This window comes from Achromobacter sp. FW305-C-30-7 (genome assembly GCF_058783105.1).
On sequence record NZ_JBYSYI010000003.1, the window covers coordinates 195,818 to 213,011 of the forward strand.

The 17,194-nt window shown below is 66.4% G+C and carries 18 protein-coding genes; 7 read left to right on the top strand and 11 right to left on the bottom strand.

Features of this window, described 5'->3' with window-relative positions; all coding sequences use genetic code 11:
* Positions 1 to 21: 21 nt before the first annotated feature.
* Positions 22 to 1,407 carry an alginate export family protein gene (locus AC3WOB_RS11610; protein WP_492275091.1) on the bottom strand — a complete coding sequence of 462 codons (1,386 nt, stop codon included), beginning with the start codon at positions 1,405 to 1,407 and terminating at the stop codon, positions 22 to 24.
* A 143-nt stretch (positions 1,408 to 1,550) separates the two neighbouring features.
* Entirely contained in the window at positions 1,551 to 2,456 is a 906-nt protein-coding gene (locus AC3WOB_RS11615) for a LysR family transcriptional regulator (RefSeq protein WP_492275092.1), read from the bottom strand.
* A 141-nt stretch (positions 2,457 to 2,597) separates the two neighbouring features.
* Between AC3WOB_RS11615 and AC3WOB_RS11620 the strand changes: the two genes are divergently transcribed.
* Complete coding sequence (locus AC3WOB_RS11620; protein ID WP_013393759.1) at positions 2,598 to 3,275, top strand: hydrolase; 678 nt, start codon at positions 2,598 to 2,600, stop codon at positions 3,273 to 3,275.
* Positions 3,276 to 3,318: 43 nt separating this feature from the next.
* Here AC3WOB_RS11620 and AC3WOB_RS11625 read toward each other — a convergent pair whose 3' ends face one another.
* Positions 3,319 to 4,221 (bottom strand): LysR family transcriptional regulator, encoded by a 903-nt coding sequence (locus AC3WOB_RS11625; RefSeq protein WP_013393760.1) that lies wholly within the window; start codon positions 4,219 to 4,221, stop codon positions 3,319 to 3,321.
* Between the two features lie 218 nt (positions 4,222 to 4,439).
* Here AC3WOB_RS11625 and AC3WOB_RS11630 point away from each other — a divergent pair, with 218 nt between their 5' ends.
* From AC3WOB_RS11630 to AC3WOB_RS11645, 4 genes are read left to right on the top strand one after another with little or no spacing between them, the layout of a single operon-like run.
* On the top strand, positions 4,440 to 5,309 hold the full coding sequence (locus AC3WOB_RS11630) for an alpha/beta hydrolase (protein WP_013393761.1): 870 nt from the start codon (positions 4,440 to 4,442) through the stop codon (positions 5,307 to 5,309).
* Positions 5,310 to 5,347: 38 nt separating this feature from the next.
* Positions 5,348 to 6,679 carry an MFS transporter gene (locus AC3WOB_RS11635; protein WP_041655598.1) on the top strand — a complete coding sequence of 444 codons (1,332 nt, stop codon included), beginning with the start codon at positions 5,348 to 5,350 and terminating at the stop codon, positions 6,677 to 6,679.
* 22 nt (positions 6,680 to 6,701) lie between these two features.
* A complete protein-coding gene (locus AC3WOB_RS11640; RefSeq protein WP_492275093.1) occupies positions 6,702 to 7,442 on the top strand; it encodes an SDR family NAD(P)-dependent oxidoreductase in 741 nt (246 codons plus the stop codon).
* Positions 7,443 to 7,456: 14 nt separating this feature from the next.
* On the top strand, positions 7,457 to 8,269 hold the full coding sequence (locus tag AC3WOB_RS11645; RefSeq protein WP_492275346.1) for an SDR family NAD(P)-dependent oxidoreductase: 813 nt from the start codon (positions 7,457 to 7,459) through the stop codon (positions 8,267 to 8,269).
* Positions 8,270 to 8,321: 52 nt separating this feature from the next.
* On the opposite strand, the gene AC3WOB_RS11650 is transcribed toward AC3WOB_RS11645, so the two are convergent.
* From AC3WOB_RS11650 to AC3WOB_RS11685, 8 genes are all read right to left on the bottom strand, one after another.
* On the bottom strand, positions 8,322 to 8,543 hold the full coding sequence (locus tag AC3WOB_RS11650; protein ID WP_013393765.1) for a YMGG-like glycine zipper-containing protein: 222 nt from the start codon (positions 8,541 to 8,543) through the stop codon (positions 8,322 to 8,324).
* Positions 8,544 to 8,552: 9 nt separating this feature from the next.
* The gene (locus AC3WOB_RS11655; RefSeq protein ID WP_492275094.1) at positions 8,553 to 8,960 is read right to left on the bottom strand and encodes a hypothetical protein; all 408 of its coding nucleotides are present in this window, start codon (positions 8,958 to 8,960) and stop codon (positions 8,553 to 8,555) included.
* A gap of 143 nt (positions 8,961 to 9,103) precedes the next feature.
* Positions 9,104 to 9,826, bottom strand: coding sequence for an ABC transporter ATP-binding protein (locus tag AC3WOB_RS11660; protein WP_492275095.1), 723 nt, complete (start codon positions 9,824 to 9,826; stop codon positions 9,104 to 9,106).
* Positions 9,823 to 10,557: an ABC transporter ATP-binding protein gene (locus AC3WOB_RS11665; RefSeq protein WP_492275096.1), complete on the bottom strand. Its 735-nt coding sequence runs from the start codon at positions 10,555 to 10,557 to the stop codon at positions 9,823 to 9,825. The genes AC3WOB_RS11660 and AC3WOB_RS11665 overlap by 4 nt, the downstream gene beginning before the upstream one ends.
* Positions 10,554 to 11,501, bottom strand: a complete 948-nt coding sequence (locus AC3WOB_RS11670; RefSeq protein WP_207464774.1) for a branched-chain amino acid ABC transporter permease — start codon at positions 11,499 to 11,501, stop codon at positions 10,554 to 10,556. Before AC3WOB_RS11670 ends, AC3WOB_RS11665 begins: the two co-directional genes overlap by 4 nt.
* Complete coding sequence (locus AC3WOB_RS11675; RefSeq protein ID WP_492275097.1) at positions 11,498 to 12,361, bottom strand: branched-chain amino acid ABC transporter permease; 864 nt, start codon at positions 12,359 to 12,361, stop codon at positions 11,498 to 11,500. Before AC3WOB_RS11675 ends, AC3WOB_RS11670 begins: the two co-directional genes overlap by 4 nt.
* 18 nt (positions 12,362 to 12,379) lie before the next feature.
* On the bottom strand, positions 12,380 to 13,588 hold the full coding sequence (locus tag AC3WOB_RS11680) for an amino acid ABC transporter substrate-binding protein (RefSeq protein ID WP_492275098.1): 1,209 nt from the start codon (positions 13,586 to 13,588) through the stop codon (positions 12,380 to 12,382).
* A gap of 86 nt (positions 13,589 to 13,674) precedes the next feature.
* The gene (locus tag AC3WOB_RS11685; protein WP_492275351.1) at positions 13,675 to 13,926 is read right to left on the bottom strand and encodes a hypothetical protein; all 252 of its coding nucleotides are present in this window, start codon (positions 13,924 to 13,926) and stop codon (positions 13,675 to 13,677) included.
* On the opposite strand from AC3WOB_RS11685, the gene AC3WOB_RS11690 reads away from it, so the two are divergent.
* Together AC3WOB_RS11690 and AC3WOB_RS11695 are read left to right on the top strand one after the other, a co-directional pair.
* Complete coding sequence (locus AC3WOB_RS11690; protein WP_492275099.1) at positions 13,823 to 16,285, top strand: penicillin acylase family protein; 2,463 nt, start codon at positions 13,823 to 13,825, stop codon at positions 16,283 to 16,285. The genes AC3WOB_RS11685 and AC3WOB_RS11690 overlap by 104 nt on opposite strands.
* A gap of 126 nt (positions 16,286 to 16,411) precedes the next feature.
* Positions 16,412 to 17,044, top strand: a complete 633-nt coding sequence (locus AC3WOB_RS11695) for a class I SAM-dependent methyltransferase (protein ID WP_492275100.1) — start codon at positions 16,412 to 16,414, stop codon at positions 17,042 to 17,044.
* Positions 17,045 to 17,194 lie beyond the last annotated feature (150 nt).

The following is a 17,194-nucleotide window of genomic DNA, read 5'->3' on the forward strand; positions in this document are numbered from 1 at the left end:
GTCTCCGGTCATCGATGGGGCTCAGTAGCGCCATAGCGCTTCCAGGCCAAGAAAATGGACGGTCTCGGCGCGGCCCGTATCGCGGATGAAGCTTCCGGGCCGGAACAGCGAGTAGGCAGCTTCGAAACTCAGGTGGCGCGACACCTCCCAGCCCAGCACCACGTCGGCCTGCGTGCCGATGTAGCGCGAACGGCTGGAGCCGGCCGGGCGCAGCAGATTGCCGGCCACGCCGTACACGCCGTCCCGCAGGCTCTGGCGCCAGTAGAAGATGGCCGCGGTTCCCAGCGTCCAGCCGGACCCCAGGTCCAGCGTGAGCGAAGGGTGCAGATTGATCAGGTTGGAAGGGCCTATCAGGCCCGCTTCGCCGAAGTACTTGCCCTTGGGGAAGAAGACGGCGAAGGTCTGCAGCTTGGGATCGTCCGGGTCGCGGTCCCCGCTGATGATGTTGGCTTTCAGGCCCAGGCGCGGCTGCAACGGCGCGCCGCGGAAGGTGTAGCTGACGTCGCTGGCCAGTGACCAAGCCCGCGCCGGCGCGCCGGCGAAGCTGCCGTACTGGTACACCGCTTCCAAGTCCCAGCGCCAGTCCGAGCGTTTGCCGAAGTAGCGCGTGCCCAGCGCGTTGCGGGTCTCGGGGCCGCTGCCCTGGTTGTAGCGGGCCGAGTCGCTGGACAGCGACAGCAGATACGCGTCCAGGCCGGCGGCGCCTGCGGGCTCGGACCAGGTGCCGTAAAGGCCGGCCAGTTTGCGCTGCGGATCGGCGCGGTCGCTGAAGTCGTCCGGGTCGTTGCGCACCGGACGCACGTAGAAACCGTCCACGCGCAGGTCCTGGCCCTGCCAGCTGAGCGCGCCGCCGTCGAACGAGCGCAGCACGTTCGGCCCGTAGCGAGCCGAGATGAGCCGTTCGCTGCCATAGGCCAGGACCTGGCGGCCCGCGCGCGCAGTCCAGGTTCCCGCATCGCCGGGCAAGGAGACGTCGACGAAAGCCTGCAGCACATCGTTGCCGGTGTCATCCGGCGGACCAATGGAACCGGCATCCCGCTGCGCGTGGGTCAGGCTCAACTGGCCGAAGGCGCGGACCCGCGAGCCCAGCCGCAGGTCCGCGTAGGGTAGGAAACGATAGAGCGGGTAGCCCTCGTCGGGTACCGGCGCATCGCCGAATTCGTTGTTGCGGTAGCGCTCGTAGCGCGCCCGCAATTCGGCGCCCAAGGTCAGCACTGCGGAATCTCCCAGCCGGATCCATTTGCCGGCCTCGTCCCAGGCGCCGCTGCGCTGGGCGGGATCGTCCAGGTAGCTGTAGTCCTCGGAATAGCGCCAGGGGTCGATGGGCGGCAGCGCGGTTGCGGCGGCCTGCGCGGTGCCGACGGCCAGCGCGGCCAGCAGGATGAGTGCGAAATGGTGGAAGTTCAAGTTGCCTGGGCTGCGGCCGGCGCGTGCGGACGCCGAAAGCGGGAGTAGTGACCAGGCGAGGAAGATAGATTAAGGACGATGGGGCCGGTAGTCGGCGTTTTTCGCCCTTGCTGTCCTGAAATCGGAACGATGAATGAAGCGGGCTAGTCCTCCTGCAGCCGCCCGAAGCGCTCCGCCAGGTAATCCACCAGCGCCCGAACCGACGACAGCAGGCCGCGCCGCGACGGGAACACGGCGTGTATCAGTTCGCGGCGTGGCGCCCAGTCCGGCAGCAGCCGGACCAGTTGTCCCGCCTGCAGCTGGTCCCGCACCATCAGCGTGGGCAACTGCACCACGCCGACGCCCGCCATCGCCGCGTTGCGCAAGGCGATCATGTCGGTGGTGATCATCCTGGGGGCCAGCGAGACCGTGGCCTGTTGGCCGTCCTGCTTGTACAGCTCCAGGCGATAGGCCTGGTTGGGCGAGCCGAGCGCCAGGCTGGGCCAGGCGCCCAGGTCGTCCGGCGTTGCCGGTTGCCCGCATTCGGCGGCCAGCGCGGGGCTCGCGACCAGGCTCTGCCCGCGATCCGCCAGCACGCGCATGACCAGGTCGCTGTCCTCCAGGGGAGGCGGCCGCACGCGTATCGCCACGTCCACGGCTTCGCCCAGCACGTCGACCCGGCGGTTGGTGGCTTCCAGCTGTATCACCACGCGCGGGTACTTCAGCATGAAGTCCGCCAGCATTCCGCCCACATGGGTATGCAGCAGGGCGATGGGGCAGGTCAGCTTGATGACGCCGCGCGGTTCGACTTGGGCCGCGTCTATCACTTCCTGCGCGGCCTCGGCTTCGGCCAGCATGGCCTTGCAGCGTTCGTAATAGGTCTGGCCGATGTCTGTGACCATGAAGTGCCGCGTGGAGCGCTGGATCAGCCGCACCCCCAGGCGTTCTTCCAGCAGGGCCAGCCTGCGGCTGAGGCGGGACTTGGGCATGCCCAGTGCGCGTCCGGCGGGCGCGAAGCCCTGGTGCTCGACGGTCTGCACGAAATAGAAAAGATCGTTGAGGTCCTGCATCGCGTTCCTTTACATCCAAAAATAGGACTCTGATAACAAAAAACGGGTCTTTCGCCAATTTTGTTCTATTTTTATTATTTGTGCAGCCATAAGGCTTCTGATTCGGCACACCGCCGTCGATTTTCAATCAAGGAGTACACCATGTCCGCACCCGCCAACTTCAACGGCCAGCGTCCCGTCATCGATCCCGCCGACGCCGTCATGCTGCTGATCGACCATCAAAGCGGCCTGTTCCAGACCGTGGGCGACATGCCCATGCCCGAGCTGCGCGCCCGCGCCGGCGCGCTGGCTTCGATGGCCACGCTGACGAAGATGCCGGTCATCACCACCGCCTCCGTGCCGCAAGGCCCGAACGGCCCGCTGATTCCCGAGATCCACGCCAACGCGCCGCATGCGCAATACATTGCGCGCAAGGGCGAGATCAACGCCTGGGACAACCCCGAATTTGTCGCCGCCGTGAAGGCCACCGGCCGCAAGACGCTCATCATCGCCGGCACCATTACCAGCGTGTGCATGGCGTTCCCGGCCATCAGCGCGGTCGCCGACGGCTACAAAGTGTTCGCGGTGATCGACGCCTCGGGCACCTACACCAAGATGGCGCAGGAAATCACGCTGGCGCGCGTGGTGCAGGCTGGCGTCGTGCCCATGGACACGGCCGCCGTGGCCTCCGAGCTGCAGAAGACCTGGAACCGCGAAGACGCCATGCAGTGGGCCGAGGTCTACACCAAGGTGTTCCCGGCCTACCAGCTGCTGATCGAAAGCTATGCGAAGGCGCAGGAAGTGGTGAAGAACAACGAAACGCTGGATTCGCAACGCTGATCCGCTTCGAAACCTGGCGGCCATCCGGGCCTCAGGGTCCGGATCAGGCCGCCACGCCATGGCGCTCGGCAATGCGCAGCAGCAAGGCTTCCAGTTCCTGGAGGATGGGCCGGTGGTCGTCCACCCGCCGCACCAGGGCCGAGGGCATGGCGGGCAGGTCTATCTCCACGAAGGCGATCTCGGGCGTCGCGTAGTAGCTGGCGGCGCGCTTGGTCAGCATCAGCAGGCCCTCGCGCGTGTTCACGGCGGCGATGCCTTCGCGGATGGTGCGCACCACGGGGCCGTCGCCGATGGGTTTGCCTTTGGGGGTATGGCGCGGAAAGTGGTAGTCCTGCCATTCCTGGTTGACCGATCCCGGCACCATGCGCACCAGCCGTTCCTCGGCCAGCAGCTCGGGGTCCAGCAAGGTCGCCGCGGCAAACGGGTGGTCCAGCGGAACGCATAGCATGCGCTGGTCCCGCAGCACTATCGGCCCATGGCACAGGCCGTCCGCGCCCAGCGGCAAGCGACAGAACGCCACGTCGACCGAGCCGTCGGCCACCGCCGCGTAGTGGGTGACGTAGGTCAGTTCCACGAACTCCAGCTCCACGTTGGAATGCGCCGCCTTGAATTCCGAGACCAGGGGCCGGTATAGCTCGTAGAAGCCGCCGCCCAGGAAACCGATGCGCAGATGGCGCGGCTTGCCCGCGGCCTGGCGCTTGCAGTCGTCCAGCGCGGCTTTCAACATGACGACGGCCGGCCCCGCGCCCAGCTTCAGGGTTTCGCCCAGCGGCGTCAGCGCGACGCGGCGGCTGCTGCGCTCGAACAAGGGGGCGCCCAGCGTTTTCTCCAAGGCCTTGACCGCCTCCGACACGGAAGACTGGCTCATGTGCAGCGCCTCCGCCGCGCGGCCGAAATGCAGTTTGTCCGCGACGGCCAGAAAGCAATCGAATTGGCGTAGATCCATGGCTTCAGGGCACCTGAGGGGAAATTGACAGTTCTTCTATTAATCGGAAATAACGATTGATGGCGTGAATAATAGCGCTTGTTCGCGCGTGGCCCGATGGGCAGAATTCGACCTGTTCATAAAAGCTTAGCTCATTGATGAGCGACAAGGAGACAGGCATGAGTCCATCTATGCCAAACAGGTCAGGTCCAAAAGGATCGGCAGAGCCGATTGAATTCATGGTTGAAGGCGACCTGGTCCGCGGCACCTTCTACCTGCCGTCGAATGCCGCTGGTCCCGTGGCGGCGGTCGCGCTCGCGCACGGCTGGTCCATGGTGGCGGGCGGAGACCTGGAGGAGTACGCAGCCGCCGTGGTGGCCCAGGGCCTGGCCGCGCTGACTTTCGACTTCCGTCATCTAGGCCGCAGCGAAGGCATGCCGCGCCAGGAGATCGATCCGCAGCGGCAGATCCAGGACTTCCGGTCCGCCATTTCCTATCTGCGCCGGCGCCCGGAAGTGGACCGCGAACGCATCGGCATCTGGGGTAGCAGCTATAGCGGCGGCCATGCCCTGACGGTTGCGGCCATAGACCGTCGCGTCAAATGCGTAGTCAGCCAGGTCCCCACCACCAGCGGCTTCTCGGCCGCGCAACGGCGCGTGCGCTACGACAAGGCGCAGGCGCTGCAGGCCGCGTTCGAAGCGGATCGCGAGGCCCGCGACGCGGGCCAGCCGCCGGCCACGCTGCGCATGGTCGACGCCGACCCCGACGCGGCGGTCGCCTATCCGGGTCCGGATTCCTACAACTACATGACCGGTGAAGCGCGCCGCTGCCCGGCATGGGTCAACGAAGTCACCTTGCGTTCGCTGGAATTGGCTCGCGCCTATGAGCCCGGGATGTATGTGCGCCGCATCGCGCCCACGCCGCTGCTGATGATCGTCGCCACCGGCGACGGCCTGACGCCGGCCGACCTGCAGCAGGACGCGTTCAACGCGGCGCACCAGCCCAAGGAGTTGCTGCTGCTGCCTGGCGGCCACTACTCGGTTTACACGGAACATTTCGAACGCACCAGCAGCGCCGCGGCCAATTGGTTCGCGCAGCATCTGGGTTGAGACAAGCACGGATAAAAAAAATGACGACGACAATAATGATGGAGACACAGGACCGCCAACGCCGCCACGCTTCGCTGCGCGCGGCGGCCGTGGGCAATGCCCTGGAATGGTTCGACTGGACCTTGTACGGCACGTTCTCGGCTTATCTGGCCATGAACCTGTTCGATCCGTCTGACCGCGGTTCGGCGCTGCTGGCGACGCTGGCGGTGTTCGCCGGCGGTTTCCTGGCGCGGCCGATCGGCGGCTGGCTGTTCGGCCGCATCGGCGACCGCTACGGCCGCAAGTTCACCTTGGTCCTGACCATGTGCCTGCTGGCCTTGACCAGCCTGGCGATCGCGCTGCTTCCCACCTATGAGCAAGCAGGCGTGATGGCTTCGGTGCTGCTGTTCATCTGCCGCCTGATGCAGGGCTTGGCGCATGGAGGCGAGTCCGGCGTGGCCTATACCTATGTGGCGGAAATTGCGCCGCCGGCCAAGCGCGGATTGTGGTCCAGCTCGGTGTTCGTCAGCGTCACCATCGGCGTCATGGCGGCCACCGCGCTGGCGGCGTTGCTGACCTCCTGGCTGGGCAAGCCGGCGATGGAGGCCTGGGGCTGGCGCGTGGGCTTCGGCGTGGGCGCGCTGCTGGGCGTCTACGCGCTGTTCCTGCGCCGCAGCGCCAGCGAGAGCGAGGTGTTCGAACACAGGACGGAGCAGGGTGGCGCGCAAAAGGTCTCGGCCCGTCAGGCGTTCAAGATCGCCCGCAACATCGTGATGATCGCCGCCGCGTCCAACGCCACCTACTACACCTGGGTCACGTTCGCGCCGGCCACGGCCATCGCGACCAAGGGCATGGATCCATCGGGCGCCTACACGGCCAGCCTGATCGCGCAGCTGGTGTGCCTGTTGTGGCTGCCGGTGTGCGGCTGGCTGGCGGACCGCTATGGCCGCAAGCCCATGGTGATGGCCTTCGGCCTGGGCGTGGCGCTGGCGGTGTTCCCGGTATCGCACATCGTGACCGACCAGCCCTGGACCCTGTTCGTGGGGCAACTGATCGGCCTGCTGGTCTGGGCGCTGCTGGCCGCGATCTTCCCGGCCGTCGTGGCCGAGCAGGTGCCGACCGGCGCGCGCGCCATGGGCGTGGGCTTCATTTCATCGCTGTCGGTCGCGATCTTCGGCGGCACGGCGCCCTACATCAATGCCTGGCTGGGCGCCCAGGGACTGGACTGGGTCTATACGGCCTACGTGGGGGCGCTGGGGCTGATGGCTTTCGCGGGCGCCTTCCTCATCAAGGAAACGGCGGGCATGGACCTGAACGACATCCGCCTGCCAGGCGATGAGGCGGACGCCGCCACTGGCAACAAACCCGCCAAGCGCGCGGCATTCAACTGAACTTTCATACATCCATCATCACATGAGCAACATGAACTATCCGGATCTGGCAGGAAAAATCGCGGTCGTCACGGGCGCCGGGGGCGGCATCGGGCGCGCCATGGTGGCGGCGTTCCGCCAGCAGGGAGCGACCGTGGTTGCCACCGACCTGAACCTGGAAGCGCTGTCCGGCGTGGACGCGGATTGCCGCGACCTGGACGTGACCCAGGCGCAAGCGGTGCGCGAGCTGGCCGACGCGGTGGCCGCGCAATACGGCGCGCTGGACGTGTGGGTCAACAACGCCGGTTTCATGGCCCGCATGCCCGCCCTGGACCTGGACGAGGCCGCATGGCAGCGCACCATGGACATCAATCTCAAGGGCACGTTCTTCGGTGCCCAGGCGGCCGCGCGGCACATGATTGCGCAAGGCAGCGGCGCCATCATCAACCTGTCCAGCTATGCCGGCGTCAAGCCGCGCCCGAACTGCGCCGACTATGCCGCTGCCAAGGCCGGCGTGGCCCATCTGACCCAGTGCCTGGCGCTGGAATGGAGTCCCAAGGGGCTGCGCGTCAACGCCATCGCGCCCGGATTCATCGAAACGCCGATGAGCAGCTGGATGCACGGCGATGCCGCCACCTATGCCGCATACGTCGAGCGCCTGCCGGTGCAGCGCGTCGGCCAGCCGTCGGAGATCGCCGATGCGGCGCTGTACCTGGCCTCGCAGGCGTCGGCCTATGTCACGGGCCACGTGCTGATGGTTGACGGCGGAGTCTCCAAGACATGAGGACCGGGAACGGCGTGGAATCGTATTGGACCGGAAAGGCGGCGGTCGTTACGGGCGCGGCGCGGGGGCAGGGCGCTGCCGAGGCGCTGCGCCTGTTGCAGGCCGGCGCAACCGTCTACGCGCTGGACGTCTTGCCTGATAGCGATTCGACCTGGACAGACCTGCGCGCGGCGGCGGGCGCGGATGCCGAACGGCTGCGCATCCGCGTGGCGGACGTGGCCCGCGAATCCGATTGGCTGACCTTGGCCGAAGAAATTTCGCAGGCGGGCGTGCCGCTCTACGGCCTGGTCAACAACGCCGGCGTGACCCTGCGCAAGACCGTGACCGAGACCACGCACGCCGAATGGCGGCGCCTGCTGGACATCAACCTGGACGGGCCGTTCCTCGCGATCCGCAATCTGGCTGGATTGATGCCGGAGGGCGCGGCCATCGTCAATACCTCGTCGACGGCCGGGCTCACGGGCTATTTCAGCGCGGCCTATACCGCCAGCAAGTGGGCCTTGCGCGGGCTGACGCGGGCGGCATCGCTGGAACTGGCGGGGCGGGGCATACGCGTCAACACGGTATGCCCGGGCCTGGTGGAAACGCCGATGATCATGCAGCCCAATGCGGTGCACGACGCCGGACGGGCGCGCCTGTTCTATGAAGGCAACCGCGATGCGACGCCGCTGTCGCGCGGCGCGGACGCCGACGAGATCGCGGCGGCGGTGATGTTCCTGTTGGGGCCGGAGGCTTCGTTCATCACCGGCGCGGACCTGCCGGTCGACGGCGGCATGACGGGCGGGGGCGTGTACTGGCGGATCGGCAAGTCCACCGGCAATCTGTAGCCGCAGTCCCGGGCGGCGGCCCGGGACTGGTCCAGACGCAGGCGCTGGAGGCTTAGTGCTTGTCGCCGTAGATGTTGCCGGCGATGCCGCCGGCGGCGGCGCCGATGGCGGCTCCGGTCCAGCCGCTGCCGCCCGCGATGGCGGCGATGCCCGCGCCGGCGGCGGCGCCGATGGCCGCGCCCGACAGCGTGCCTTGTTGCTTGGAACTCATGTTGGTGCAGGCAACCAGCGACCCCATCATGAGGCCTATGGCAATCGATCGGATGACTTTCATGGCTGACTCCTAGCGGGCGCGCTTGGCGGGAGTGGCGGGAGCGGCTGGCGCCGCGGGCGCGACGATTTCAAACCAGAGCGTTTCCACCACGGGCCGGTCCATCCTGCTTGGATTGGCCGCATACCAGCTATCCAGGCTTTCGCGCACGGAGTCCAGCGTGTGGCTTTGCAGGCCCTGGGCGAAGCGCGGGATCAGCGTCTGGTTGGCCGCCGGCGTGCGGCGTTGCTGATAGGCTTGCTCCACTTGAATGATATTGGCCATGCCCAGCAGGTAGGCCTTTTTCAGGTTTGCGTCGGACTCTGTCCATTGCTTCCCGGTGATGATGGGCGCAGGCTCAGTGGGCGCGGCCACCACCGGCGCGGCGGCCAGCAATGACAGCGCAAGCGCTGCCGGACCTAACAGGTGTTTCACTTTCATCGCATCGCTCCTTGGTGGAACAAAAGACAGAAAAACAACCCAATGACGCCATTCGCGCCGCACGCTTGCAAGGGCCAGACGGCGGGCGACATCAATCAATTTAGGCTCGAAAGCAGGCCGGCGCAAGGGGCGCGGCGGGCGGGTCAGATTCCCAGATAGGCCTGCCGCACCTTGGGATCGGACAGCAGCGATTGCGCCGGGCCGGAAAGCGCGATGCGGCCGGTCTCCATCACATAGCCGCGGTCCGCGCCCGTCAGCGCCAGATGGATGTCCTGCTCCACCAGCAGCACCGTGACGCCTTCCTGGCGGATGTCGGCCAGCACGCCCATCAACTGCTCGACCACCACCGGCGCCAGGCCCAGGCTCATTTCATCGATCATCATGAGCACCGGCGCCGCCATCAGGGCGCGCGCCATGGCGCACATCTGCTGTTCGCCGCCGGACATGCTGCCGGCAAGCTGGCGGCGCCGTTCCGACAGCCGCGGAAAGTAGGCGTAGACGCGCTCCAGGTCGCGCGCGACATCCGCCTTGCCGCTGCGGCGGTAGGCGCCCATCAGCAGGTTGTCCTGCACCGTCATGCGGTCGAACAGCTGGCGTCCCTCGGGCACCTGCACCATGCCGCAGGCAAAAGCCTCGTCCGGCGCCGCGCGCGACAGCTGACGGCCGTCCATCACGATGCTGCCGGTGCAGGGCAGCACCCGCGATAGCGCCCGCAGCAAGGTGGTCTTGCCGGCGCCATTGCTGCCGACGAGCGCCACGATCTCGGCGCGGCGGACTTCGAGCGCAATGTCGCGCAGCACAGGCAGTTCGCCATAGCCTGCGCTCAGCCCTTCCACCTTCAATAGCGGGGCGGCGGCGTCGCTCATGCGCGCCTCTTGCCCAGATAGGCCTGCACCACCGCGGGATCGGCCAGCACCGCGTCGGGCGCGCCGTCCGCGATTTTTTCGCCGTGATGCAGCACCAGCAGCCGGTCCGACAGGCTCTTGATGGCCTTGATGACGTGTTCGATCACCAGCACGCTGATGCCGCTGTCGCGGACTTTGCGGATGACCTCGATGACTTCGTCGATCTCGACCAGGTTGAGCCCGGCCATGACCTCGTCGCACAGCAGCACCTTGGGCTGCATGGCCAGGGCCTTGGCCAGTTCCAGCCGCTTGCGGCCCGGGCCGCCCAGTTCTTCGGCACGCTGTTCCGCCGCGCGGCCCAGCCCGACGAAGTCCAGGCAGGCGCGGGCCTGCTCGCGCGCCAGCGCCAGCTTGGGCTGGCCTCCGCCGTGGCCGAACAAGGCGCCCACCGCCACATTGTCCAGCACCGACAGGCCGGGAAAGGGTCGCATGATCTGGAAGGTCCGGCCTATGCCCAGGCGGGCGCGGCGATAGGCCGGCAATCCGCCTATCGGCCGGTCCTGATAGAAAATTTCGCCTGCGCTGGGCGCCAGCGTGCCGCTGATCAGGCTGACCAGCGTGGTCTTGCCCGCGCCATTGGGGCCGATCAGGCCCAGGATTTCGCCCTCGGCCAGCGTAAAGCTGACCTGGTTCACGGCCACCAGCCCGGCAAAGCGCCGGGTCACATTGCGCAGGTCCAGGATCGCGCTCATAGCCGGTGCGCCCGTATGTTGTCGATGAAGTAGCGCCAGCCCGACTTGCGCGCGTGCCGCAGCAAGTCCGCCAATCCGCGCGGCATCAGCACCACCGCCGCGACGATCACCGCGCCGAAGAACAGTCCCGCCACGCTGGTGATCTCGCTGGACAGCAGTTCGGAAATGGCTGACAGCGAGAATGCGCCCACTACTGGACCCAGCACGGTACCCGCGCCCCCGAACACCGCCATGATGATCATCTTCACGTTCAGGCTGATGTCGAAGGCGCTTTCCGGATCGAGAAAGGTGATCCAGTAGGCATGGATGCCGCCGGCCAGGGCGCTGAACACCCCCGAGATAGCGAACGCTGTCACCTTGTACAGCGTGGTGTTCACGCCCATGACCGCCGCGCCTTCTTCGTTCTCGCGGATCGCGATCAGTCCGAAGCCGAAGCGGCTGCGCGTGAGCCAGGCGACGGTCAGCGTGGCCAGCGTCAGCAGGCCCAGGGAAAGTTCATAGAACAGCGGATCGTTGTTCAGCGGCGGCAGCACCAGGCCGATGTTCTGCCCGGCCAAGCCGATGTTGGAGACGATGGCCGTCATGACCTGCGCCAGCGCCAGCGTGGCGATGGCGAAGTAATGGCCGCGCAGCCGCAGCACCGGCACGCCCAGCAGCACGGCGAAGACCACCGCCAGCGCGGCGCCCAGCGCCAGCCCGGCCGCGAAGGGTAGTTCCCACTGCGCCATGGCGATGGCCACGCCGTAGCTGCCCAGGCCGTAGAAGACAGAGTTGCCGAAGGACGCGTAGCCGGCGTACCCGCCGATGATGTTCCAGCCCTGGGCCAGCACGGCCAGCAGCAGGGTATTGATGCCGAATTGCACCAATACGTCCGAGCCATACCAGGGCACGCCGGCCAGCACGGCCAGCGCCAGCAATGCCAGCAGCAGGCGCGGCGCCTTCATGCCGCTCTGCCCAAGAGGCCGCTGGGCTTGGCCAGCAGCACCAGCACCAGGATGCCGAAGCTGGCCACGTCGGCGTAGGTGGGCCCTATGTACAAGGTGGTCAGCGATTCCACGATGCCCAGGAACAGGCCGCCCACCATCACGCCCAGCGGATTGTCCAATCCGCCGATGATGGAAATGGCGAAGCACTTTGCGGTCAGCGTGGCGCCGATGTAGGGATTGATCTGCGAGACCGTGCCGTACAACCCGCCCGCCGCGCCCGCCAACGCCAGGCCCAGGCCGAAGGTCACCGCGTAGAGGTGGCGCGGCTCCACCCCATAAAGCCTGGCCGCCACCAGGTTCTGCGCGGTGGCGCGGATGGCGCGGCCCAGGCGGCTATGCAGCAGGAACAGCCACATGCCCAGCGTGATCGCCAGCGCTACGCCGAAGGCGGCCAGCCGCGCCATGGGCAAGGTGACGGGACCCAGTGCGTAGCTGTCGCCGGCGTAGGGCGGGTTGATGGTGCGGAAGTCGGCCGAGAATGCCAACTGCGCCAGATAGGTCAGTACGACCTCCAGGCCGAAGGTGATGAGCAGCGTATTGAACATGGGCGCGCGCACCACCAGGTTCAGCAGGCCGCGCTGCAGGGCGTAGCCCAGCAGGAACATGGCGGCCGCCGTCAATGGCAAGCCCAGGAAGGGATCGACGCCCGCGTCGTTGTACAGGTACCAGGACGCGTACGCCCCCAGCATGATGAACGCGCCATGCGCCAGGTTGACGATGTTCAGCACGCCCCAGACCAGCGCCAGGCCTTGCGCCATCACGGCATACAGTCCGCCCAGCAGTATGCCGTTGACGAGGATTTGCGCGAGCAGATCCATCCTGTCCTCCGGCCGGCCCTAGCGCGCGTTCCAGGCCGGCATCGGGTATTTGGGCTGCGTGATGAAGCCCTTGGCGCCGTAGACCGCGGCCAACTGATCGCCCTGCACCTGGATCACCACCTGAGGCAGGTCGATCTGCCCCTGCGCGTTAAAGGCGACCGGGCCATACAAGCTGTCGAACTTGATCTTGGCCAGGGCATCGCGCACTGGCTGCGGCTTGGCGCTGCCGGCACTTTCCATGGCATAGACCAGCGCTTCGACGTCGGCCACGCCGGAGGCCGCATGGTAGTCCGGGTCATAGCCGTACTTGGCCTTGTAGGCGCGGGCGAATTGCTCGGCATCGCCGAACCAGCGGTCCTTCAGCGCGGCCGAGGGCAGCCAGGCGGTCATGCCGAAAGCGTAGTCCGCGTCGCGCCCCAGCGCCTTGCGGAAATCCTCCGACGGCACGCCCACGGTGAAGGAATACATCTTGGGTGCGACGGCCAGGCTCTTGGCCTGGCGCACGAAGTTCAGGATCTCGGTCTCGTGCCCCGCCACCAGCACCGCGTCCACGTTCTTGCTCTTGATCTGCGACAGCAGCGAGTTGAAGTCGGTGGCGTTGGTGCTGTAGCGCTCGTCCATCGCCACGGGCAGTCCCGCCGCCTTCAGCAGCGGGCGGGTACCCTGGGCCACCGAGACATCGAAAGCGTCATCCGCATACAGCAGCGCCACGCTGGCGGGCGCGGGCTTGAGCGCCTTCAACATCTCCACAGTGCTGCCGAAGTAGTTGCTGGCCGGCGCCAAGGTGCCGAAGATGTACTTGAATTTGCGCGAGAAGATCTGGTCCGAGGCGCCGCCGCCCTGGACCATGGGCACTTTGTACTTTTCCGAAACCGCCGAATCGGCCAGCGCGAAATTGCTGGCGAAAGGGCCCAGCAGCAGATTGGCCTTGTCCTGCGTCACCAGTTGCGTGTACTGCCGCACGCTCAGGTTGACGTCCGACTGGTTGTCGTAGATCTTCAGCGCCAGCTTGTGGGTGGCGCCGCCGATCTTGACGCCGCCTGCGGCATTGATCTGGTCCACCGCCATCTGGTAGGCATCGCGGTAGTAGCGGCCGGTATTGGCGACGGGGCCGGTCAGTTGAACGGAAGCGCCCAGCAGGATATCGGGCGCCGGTGCCGCTGCCGAGGCGGCGCTGTGCAGGGCCAGCGCCAGGACGGGCAGGGCGAGCAATAGTCTCCGAGACATGATGATGTCTCCTGCAAGTTCTTATGCGGTCCATTCTCTGCCCCTGCGTTTACGTCTACCTGAACCGCGACGCGGTCCGGCACTGGTTACATATTCTGACTAAGCTGATCAAATGAAACAGCGTTCCACGAACCCGTGATTTGGCTGTACATATTGTTGGCGGTCGCTTCGGGCGGCATGGCCCCCTCGAAGCCGGCAGGCAGATAGAAGATAAATAAATCCGAGGAGGAGTCAATGCGTACGTTCAATCGCAGGGCCGCCGCATGGCTGGCGAGCGGGCTGATTGCAGTGCTGGCAGGCTGCGCATCGCCCGGAGGCAAGAAAGAAACCGTAGACATGAAGGGGCTGTCCCAGCCCGTGGAGATCGTGCGCGACCGGCATGGGGTGTCGCACATCTACGCGCAGAACCAGGATGACCTGTTCTTTGCGCAGGGTTTCAGCGCGGCGCGCGACCGCCTCTGGCAACTGGACCTGTGGCGCCGCCAGGGCGAGGGCAAGATGGCCGAACAGTTCGGCCCGCGCTTTGTCGAGCAGGACCGCGCGGCGCGCTTGTTCCTGTATCGCGGCGACATGCAGGCTGAATTCGCCAGCTACCATCCGCAGGGCAAGGCCATCCTCACGTCGTTCGCTGCGGGCATCAACGCCTATGTCGATTGGGTCAAGGCGCATCCCGAGCAGATGCCGCCGGAATTCAAGCTGACCGGCACCGAACCCGGCTACTGGAGCCCCGAGACTTCGCTCATCCGCATCTACGGCCTGACGCGCAACCTCAGCGAAGAGGTCAGGATGGCGCAACGGGTCGCCGCCCTGGGCCTGAACGCCGTGCAGGGACTCAGCACCTTCGAGCCGCCGCTGGCCCTGCAGGTGCCGGCCGGCCTGGACGTGCGCCAGATCGACAACACGGTCCTGGCCAACTACAACCTGGCGCGCAACGGCCAGAAGTTCGTCGCCGCCGACTTCCCGCGCAGCCCGCTGGCGGCCGCCGACCGCGATAAGCTCGCGCGCGAATTGTCGGCCAGCATGCTGGCCTCGCTGGACCCGGCTTTCGATCCTATGGCGACCCGTTATGAAAGCAATAACTGGACCATAGGCGGGCAGCACACGGCCACAGGTAAGCCCATCCTGGCGGGCGATCCGCACCGTTCCATCACGATGCCGTCGCTGCGCTACATGGTGCACCTGAACGCGCCCGGCTGGAACGTGATCGGCGCCGGCGAGCCGGCGCTGCCCGGCGTGTCCATGGGGCACAACGACCGCATCGCCTTCGGGCTGACCATCTTCGCCTTCGGCGACGAGGAAGACCTGTACGTCTACGACACCAATCCGGCCAGGCCCGACGAATACCGCTATAAGGGCCGCTGGGAGAAGATGCGGCAGGTCGACGAATCCATCCCGGTGCGCGGACAGAGCGCGGCGGTGCGCCAGCTGAAATTCACCCGCCACGGCCCGGTCATCCATGTGGATCCTGTACGCCACAAGGCCTATGCCTTGCGCGCGGCCTACCTGGAATTCCCCGGAACCGCGGCCTATCTGGCCAGCCTGCGGCTGAACCAGGCGCAGAACTGGAACGAGTTCGTCGCCGGCATGGAAAAGCACTACACGCCCAGCGAGAACATGGTCTACGCCGACGTCGACGGCAATATCGGCTGGTTCGGCGGCAGCATCGCGCCGATACGTCCGCGCGCCGACTGGTCCGGCATGCTGCCCGTGCCGGGCAACGGCGATTTCGAATGGCGCGGCGTCCTGCCCGGCAATGCGCTGCCGCGGGCCTACAACCCGCCGGAAGGCTACGTCGCCACCGCCAACGAGTACAACCTGCCGGCCGACTACCGCTACAAGGACATGTCCGCGCGCACCTGGGCGGAACCCTACCGCGTGCAGCGCATACGCGAAGTGCTTGCCGACAGCAAGGGCCAGACGGTGCAGGCTTCGCAGGCGCTGCAGTATGACAATCTGTCCATCCCGGCGCGTACCCTGACGGGCTACGCGAAATCGCTGAATTCGGCCGATTCCGGAACCTCGCAGGCCTTGAGCTTGTTGAAGGACTGGGATGCGCGGGTCGGCACCGAGTCGCGCGCGGCGACGGTCTACGAGTTCTGGCTGCCCGAAGTGGTCAAGCGCGTGACCGAGCTGTACGTGCCTGCCAACGGCCGCGCCGCGTTCGGCAATCTGTCCACCGCGAAAACGCTGGAGAAGCTGGCGACGCCGGACAGCGCCTTTGGCCCGCAACCGCAGCAGGGCCGCGATGCCTTGCTGCTCCAGGCCTTGAACGACGGCATGCAGAAGCTGCGCGCCAAGCTGGGTCCGGACTCATCGCAATGGCAGTGGGGCAAGCTGCACCACATCCAGTTCGAGCACAGCCTGGCCAGCTTCCTGCCCCCGGCTACCGCCAATGCCTATGGCACACCGCGCTATCCGGTCGGCGGCGACAACGACACGGTGCATCGCGGCACCTTCCGCGCCAGCGACTTCCGCCAGATCAGCGGCTCGTCCTACCGCCAGGTGATCGACGTGGCCGACTGGGATAACTCGCGCGTGCAGAACGTGCCCGGGCAGTCGGCCGATCCGCGCAGCCCGTACTACCAGAACCTGCTAAAGGACTGGGCGACCGGCGAGTATTTCCCCATGGCGTTCAGCCGCGCCAAGGTGGATAGCGAGAAGGCCGATACCTTGAATCTGCGTCCAGCGCCGCGCTGATTCAGGCGAGACCGCCCCTGGTCGAATTGACAAGGGTGCTTACCGACGGTTGCGTGCGTGCATGGCCTGGCGCAGTTAAGGTTTCGGGGTCGCACGGAATTCCCGATCCAGGAGACTGAGGCCCCCATGCATTCCACGCAATCCTACAAAACCGTTGTTCCGCACAAACCTGCAGCCAGCTCACCGATCAGCTGGCTACGGGAGCGCACGCAGTTCGTCCGGGCGCTATTGTCCAATCCCGCCGCCATAGGGGCGGTGGCGCCGTCCGGCCCGGCGCTGGCCGCGGCCATTACCGCCTGCATTCCGCCCAGCGCGGGCAAAGTCCTGGAACTGGGCTGCGGCACGGGCGTTTTCACGCGTGAAATGCTGCGCCGCGGGGTGGACCCGGCCCGGCTGGTGCTGGTCGAGCAGGACTCGGCCATGAGTTCCAGCTTGCGGACGCAGTTTCCTGACGCAGCGGTGCTGCAGGTGGCGGCGCAGGATCTTTCCCGCAAGAGCCATCCGGAGCTTGAAGGGATCGGCGCCGCGATTTGCGGCCTGCCGTTGCGCAACATGAGCCAGGCGCATCATCACCAATTGCTGGCCGCCGTGTTCGATGCCTTGCCTGCCGAGGGATCGATGGCCCTGTTCACCTATGGCGTGCGCTGCCCGATATCCACGGGCGTGCTCGAAGCTTGCGGCCTGCGGGCGCGCAAGGTCGGTTTCGTGCCGCTGAATCTGCCGCCGGCCTCGGTGTACAGCCTGGCCCGGCAGGTCTAGAGGGCGGCCCGGCAGGCTCGCGGCTTGCCCTAGCCAAATGAACTAGGGCCGCGTATTGCAAATAACTAATTGACACGAAAGGGGCGCTCAACCAACATCGCAGGCATAACTATTGGCGGCCTGGGACACGTGGGTGCGGGGTAAACAGCC

Coding starts and splice junctions, on each gene's coding strand:
- AC3WOB_RS11615 (WP_492275092.1), bottom strand. CDS start 2,456: ATGCAGGACCTCAACGATCTTTTCTATTTCGTGCAGACCGTCGAGCAC.
- AC3WOB_RS11620 (WP_013393759.1), top strand. CDS start 2,598: ATGTCCGCACCCGCCAACTTCAACGGCCAGCGTCCCGTCATCGATCCC.
- AC3WOB_RS11625 (WP_013393760.1), bottom strand. CDS start 4,221: ATGGATCTACGCCAATTCGATTGCTTTCTGGCCGTCGCGGACAAACTG.
- AC3WOB_RS11630 (WP_013393761.1), top strand. CDS start 4,440: ATGGTTGAAGGCGACCTGGTCCGCGGCACCTTCTACCTGCCGTCGAAT.
- AC3WOB_RS11635 (WP_041655598.1), top strand. CDS start 5,348: ATGGAGACACAGGACCGCCAACGCCGCCACGCTTCGCTGCGCGCGGCG.
- AC3WOB_RS11640 (WP_492275093.1), top strand. CDS start 6,702: ATGAGCAACATGAACTATCCGGATCTGGCAGGAAAAATCGCGGTCGTC.
- AC3WOB_RS11650 (WP_013393765.1), bottom strand. CDS start 8,543: ATGAAAGTCATCCGATCGATTGCCATAGGCCTCATGATGGGGTCGCTG.
- AC3WOB_RS11655 (WP_492275094.1), bottom strand. CDS start 8,960: ATGAAAGTGAAACACCTGTTAGGTCCGGCAGCGCTTGCGCTGTCATTG.
- AC3WOB_RS11660 (WP_492275095.1), bottom strand. CDS start 9,826: ATGAGCGACGCCGCCGCCCCGCTATTGAAGGTGGAAGGGCTGAGCGCA.
- AC3WOB_RS11665 (WP_492275096.1), bottom strand. CDS start 10,557: ATGAGCGCGATCCTGGACCTGCGCAATGTGACCCGGCGCTTTGCCGGG.
- AC3WOB_RS11670 (WP_207464774.1), bottom strand. CDS start 11,501: ATGAAGGCGCCGCGCCTGCTGCTGGCATTGCTGGCGCTGGCCGTGCTG.
- AC3WOB_RS11675 (WP_492275097.1), bottom strand. CDS start 12,361: ATGGATCTGCTCGCGCAAATCCTCGTCAACGGCATACTGCTGGGCGGA.
- AC3WOB_RS11680 (WP_492275098.1), bottom strand. CDS start 13,588: ATGTCTCGGAGACTATTGCTCGCCCTGCCCGTCCTGGCGCTGGCCCTG.
- AC3WOB_RS11690 (WP_492275099.1), top strand. CDS start 13,823: ATGCGTACGTTCAATCGCAGGGCCGCCGCATGGCTGGCGAGCGGGCTG.
- AC3WOB_RS11685 (WP_492275351.1), bottom strand. CDS start 13,926: ATGTCTACGGTTTCTTTCTTGCCTCCGGGCGATGCGCAGCCTGCCAGC.
- AC3WOB_RS11695 (WP_492275100.1), top strand. CDS start 16,412: ATGCATTCCACGCAATCCTACAAAACCGTTGTTCCGCACAAACCTGCA.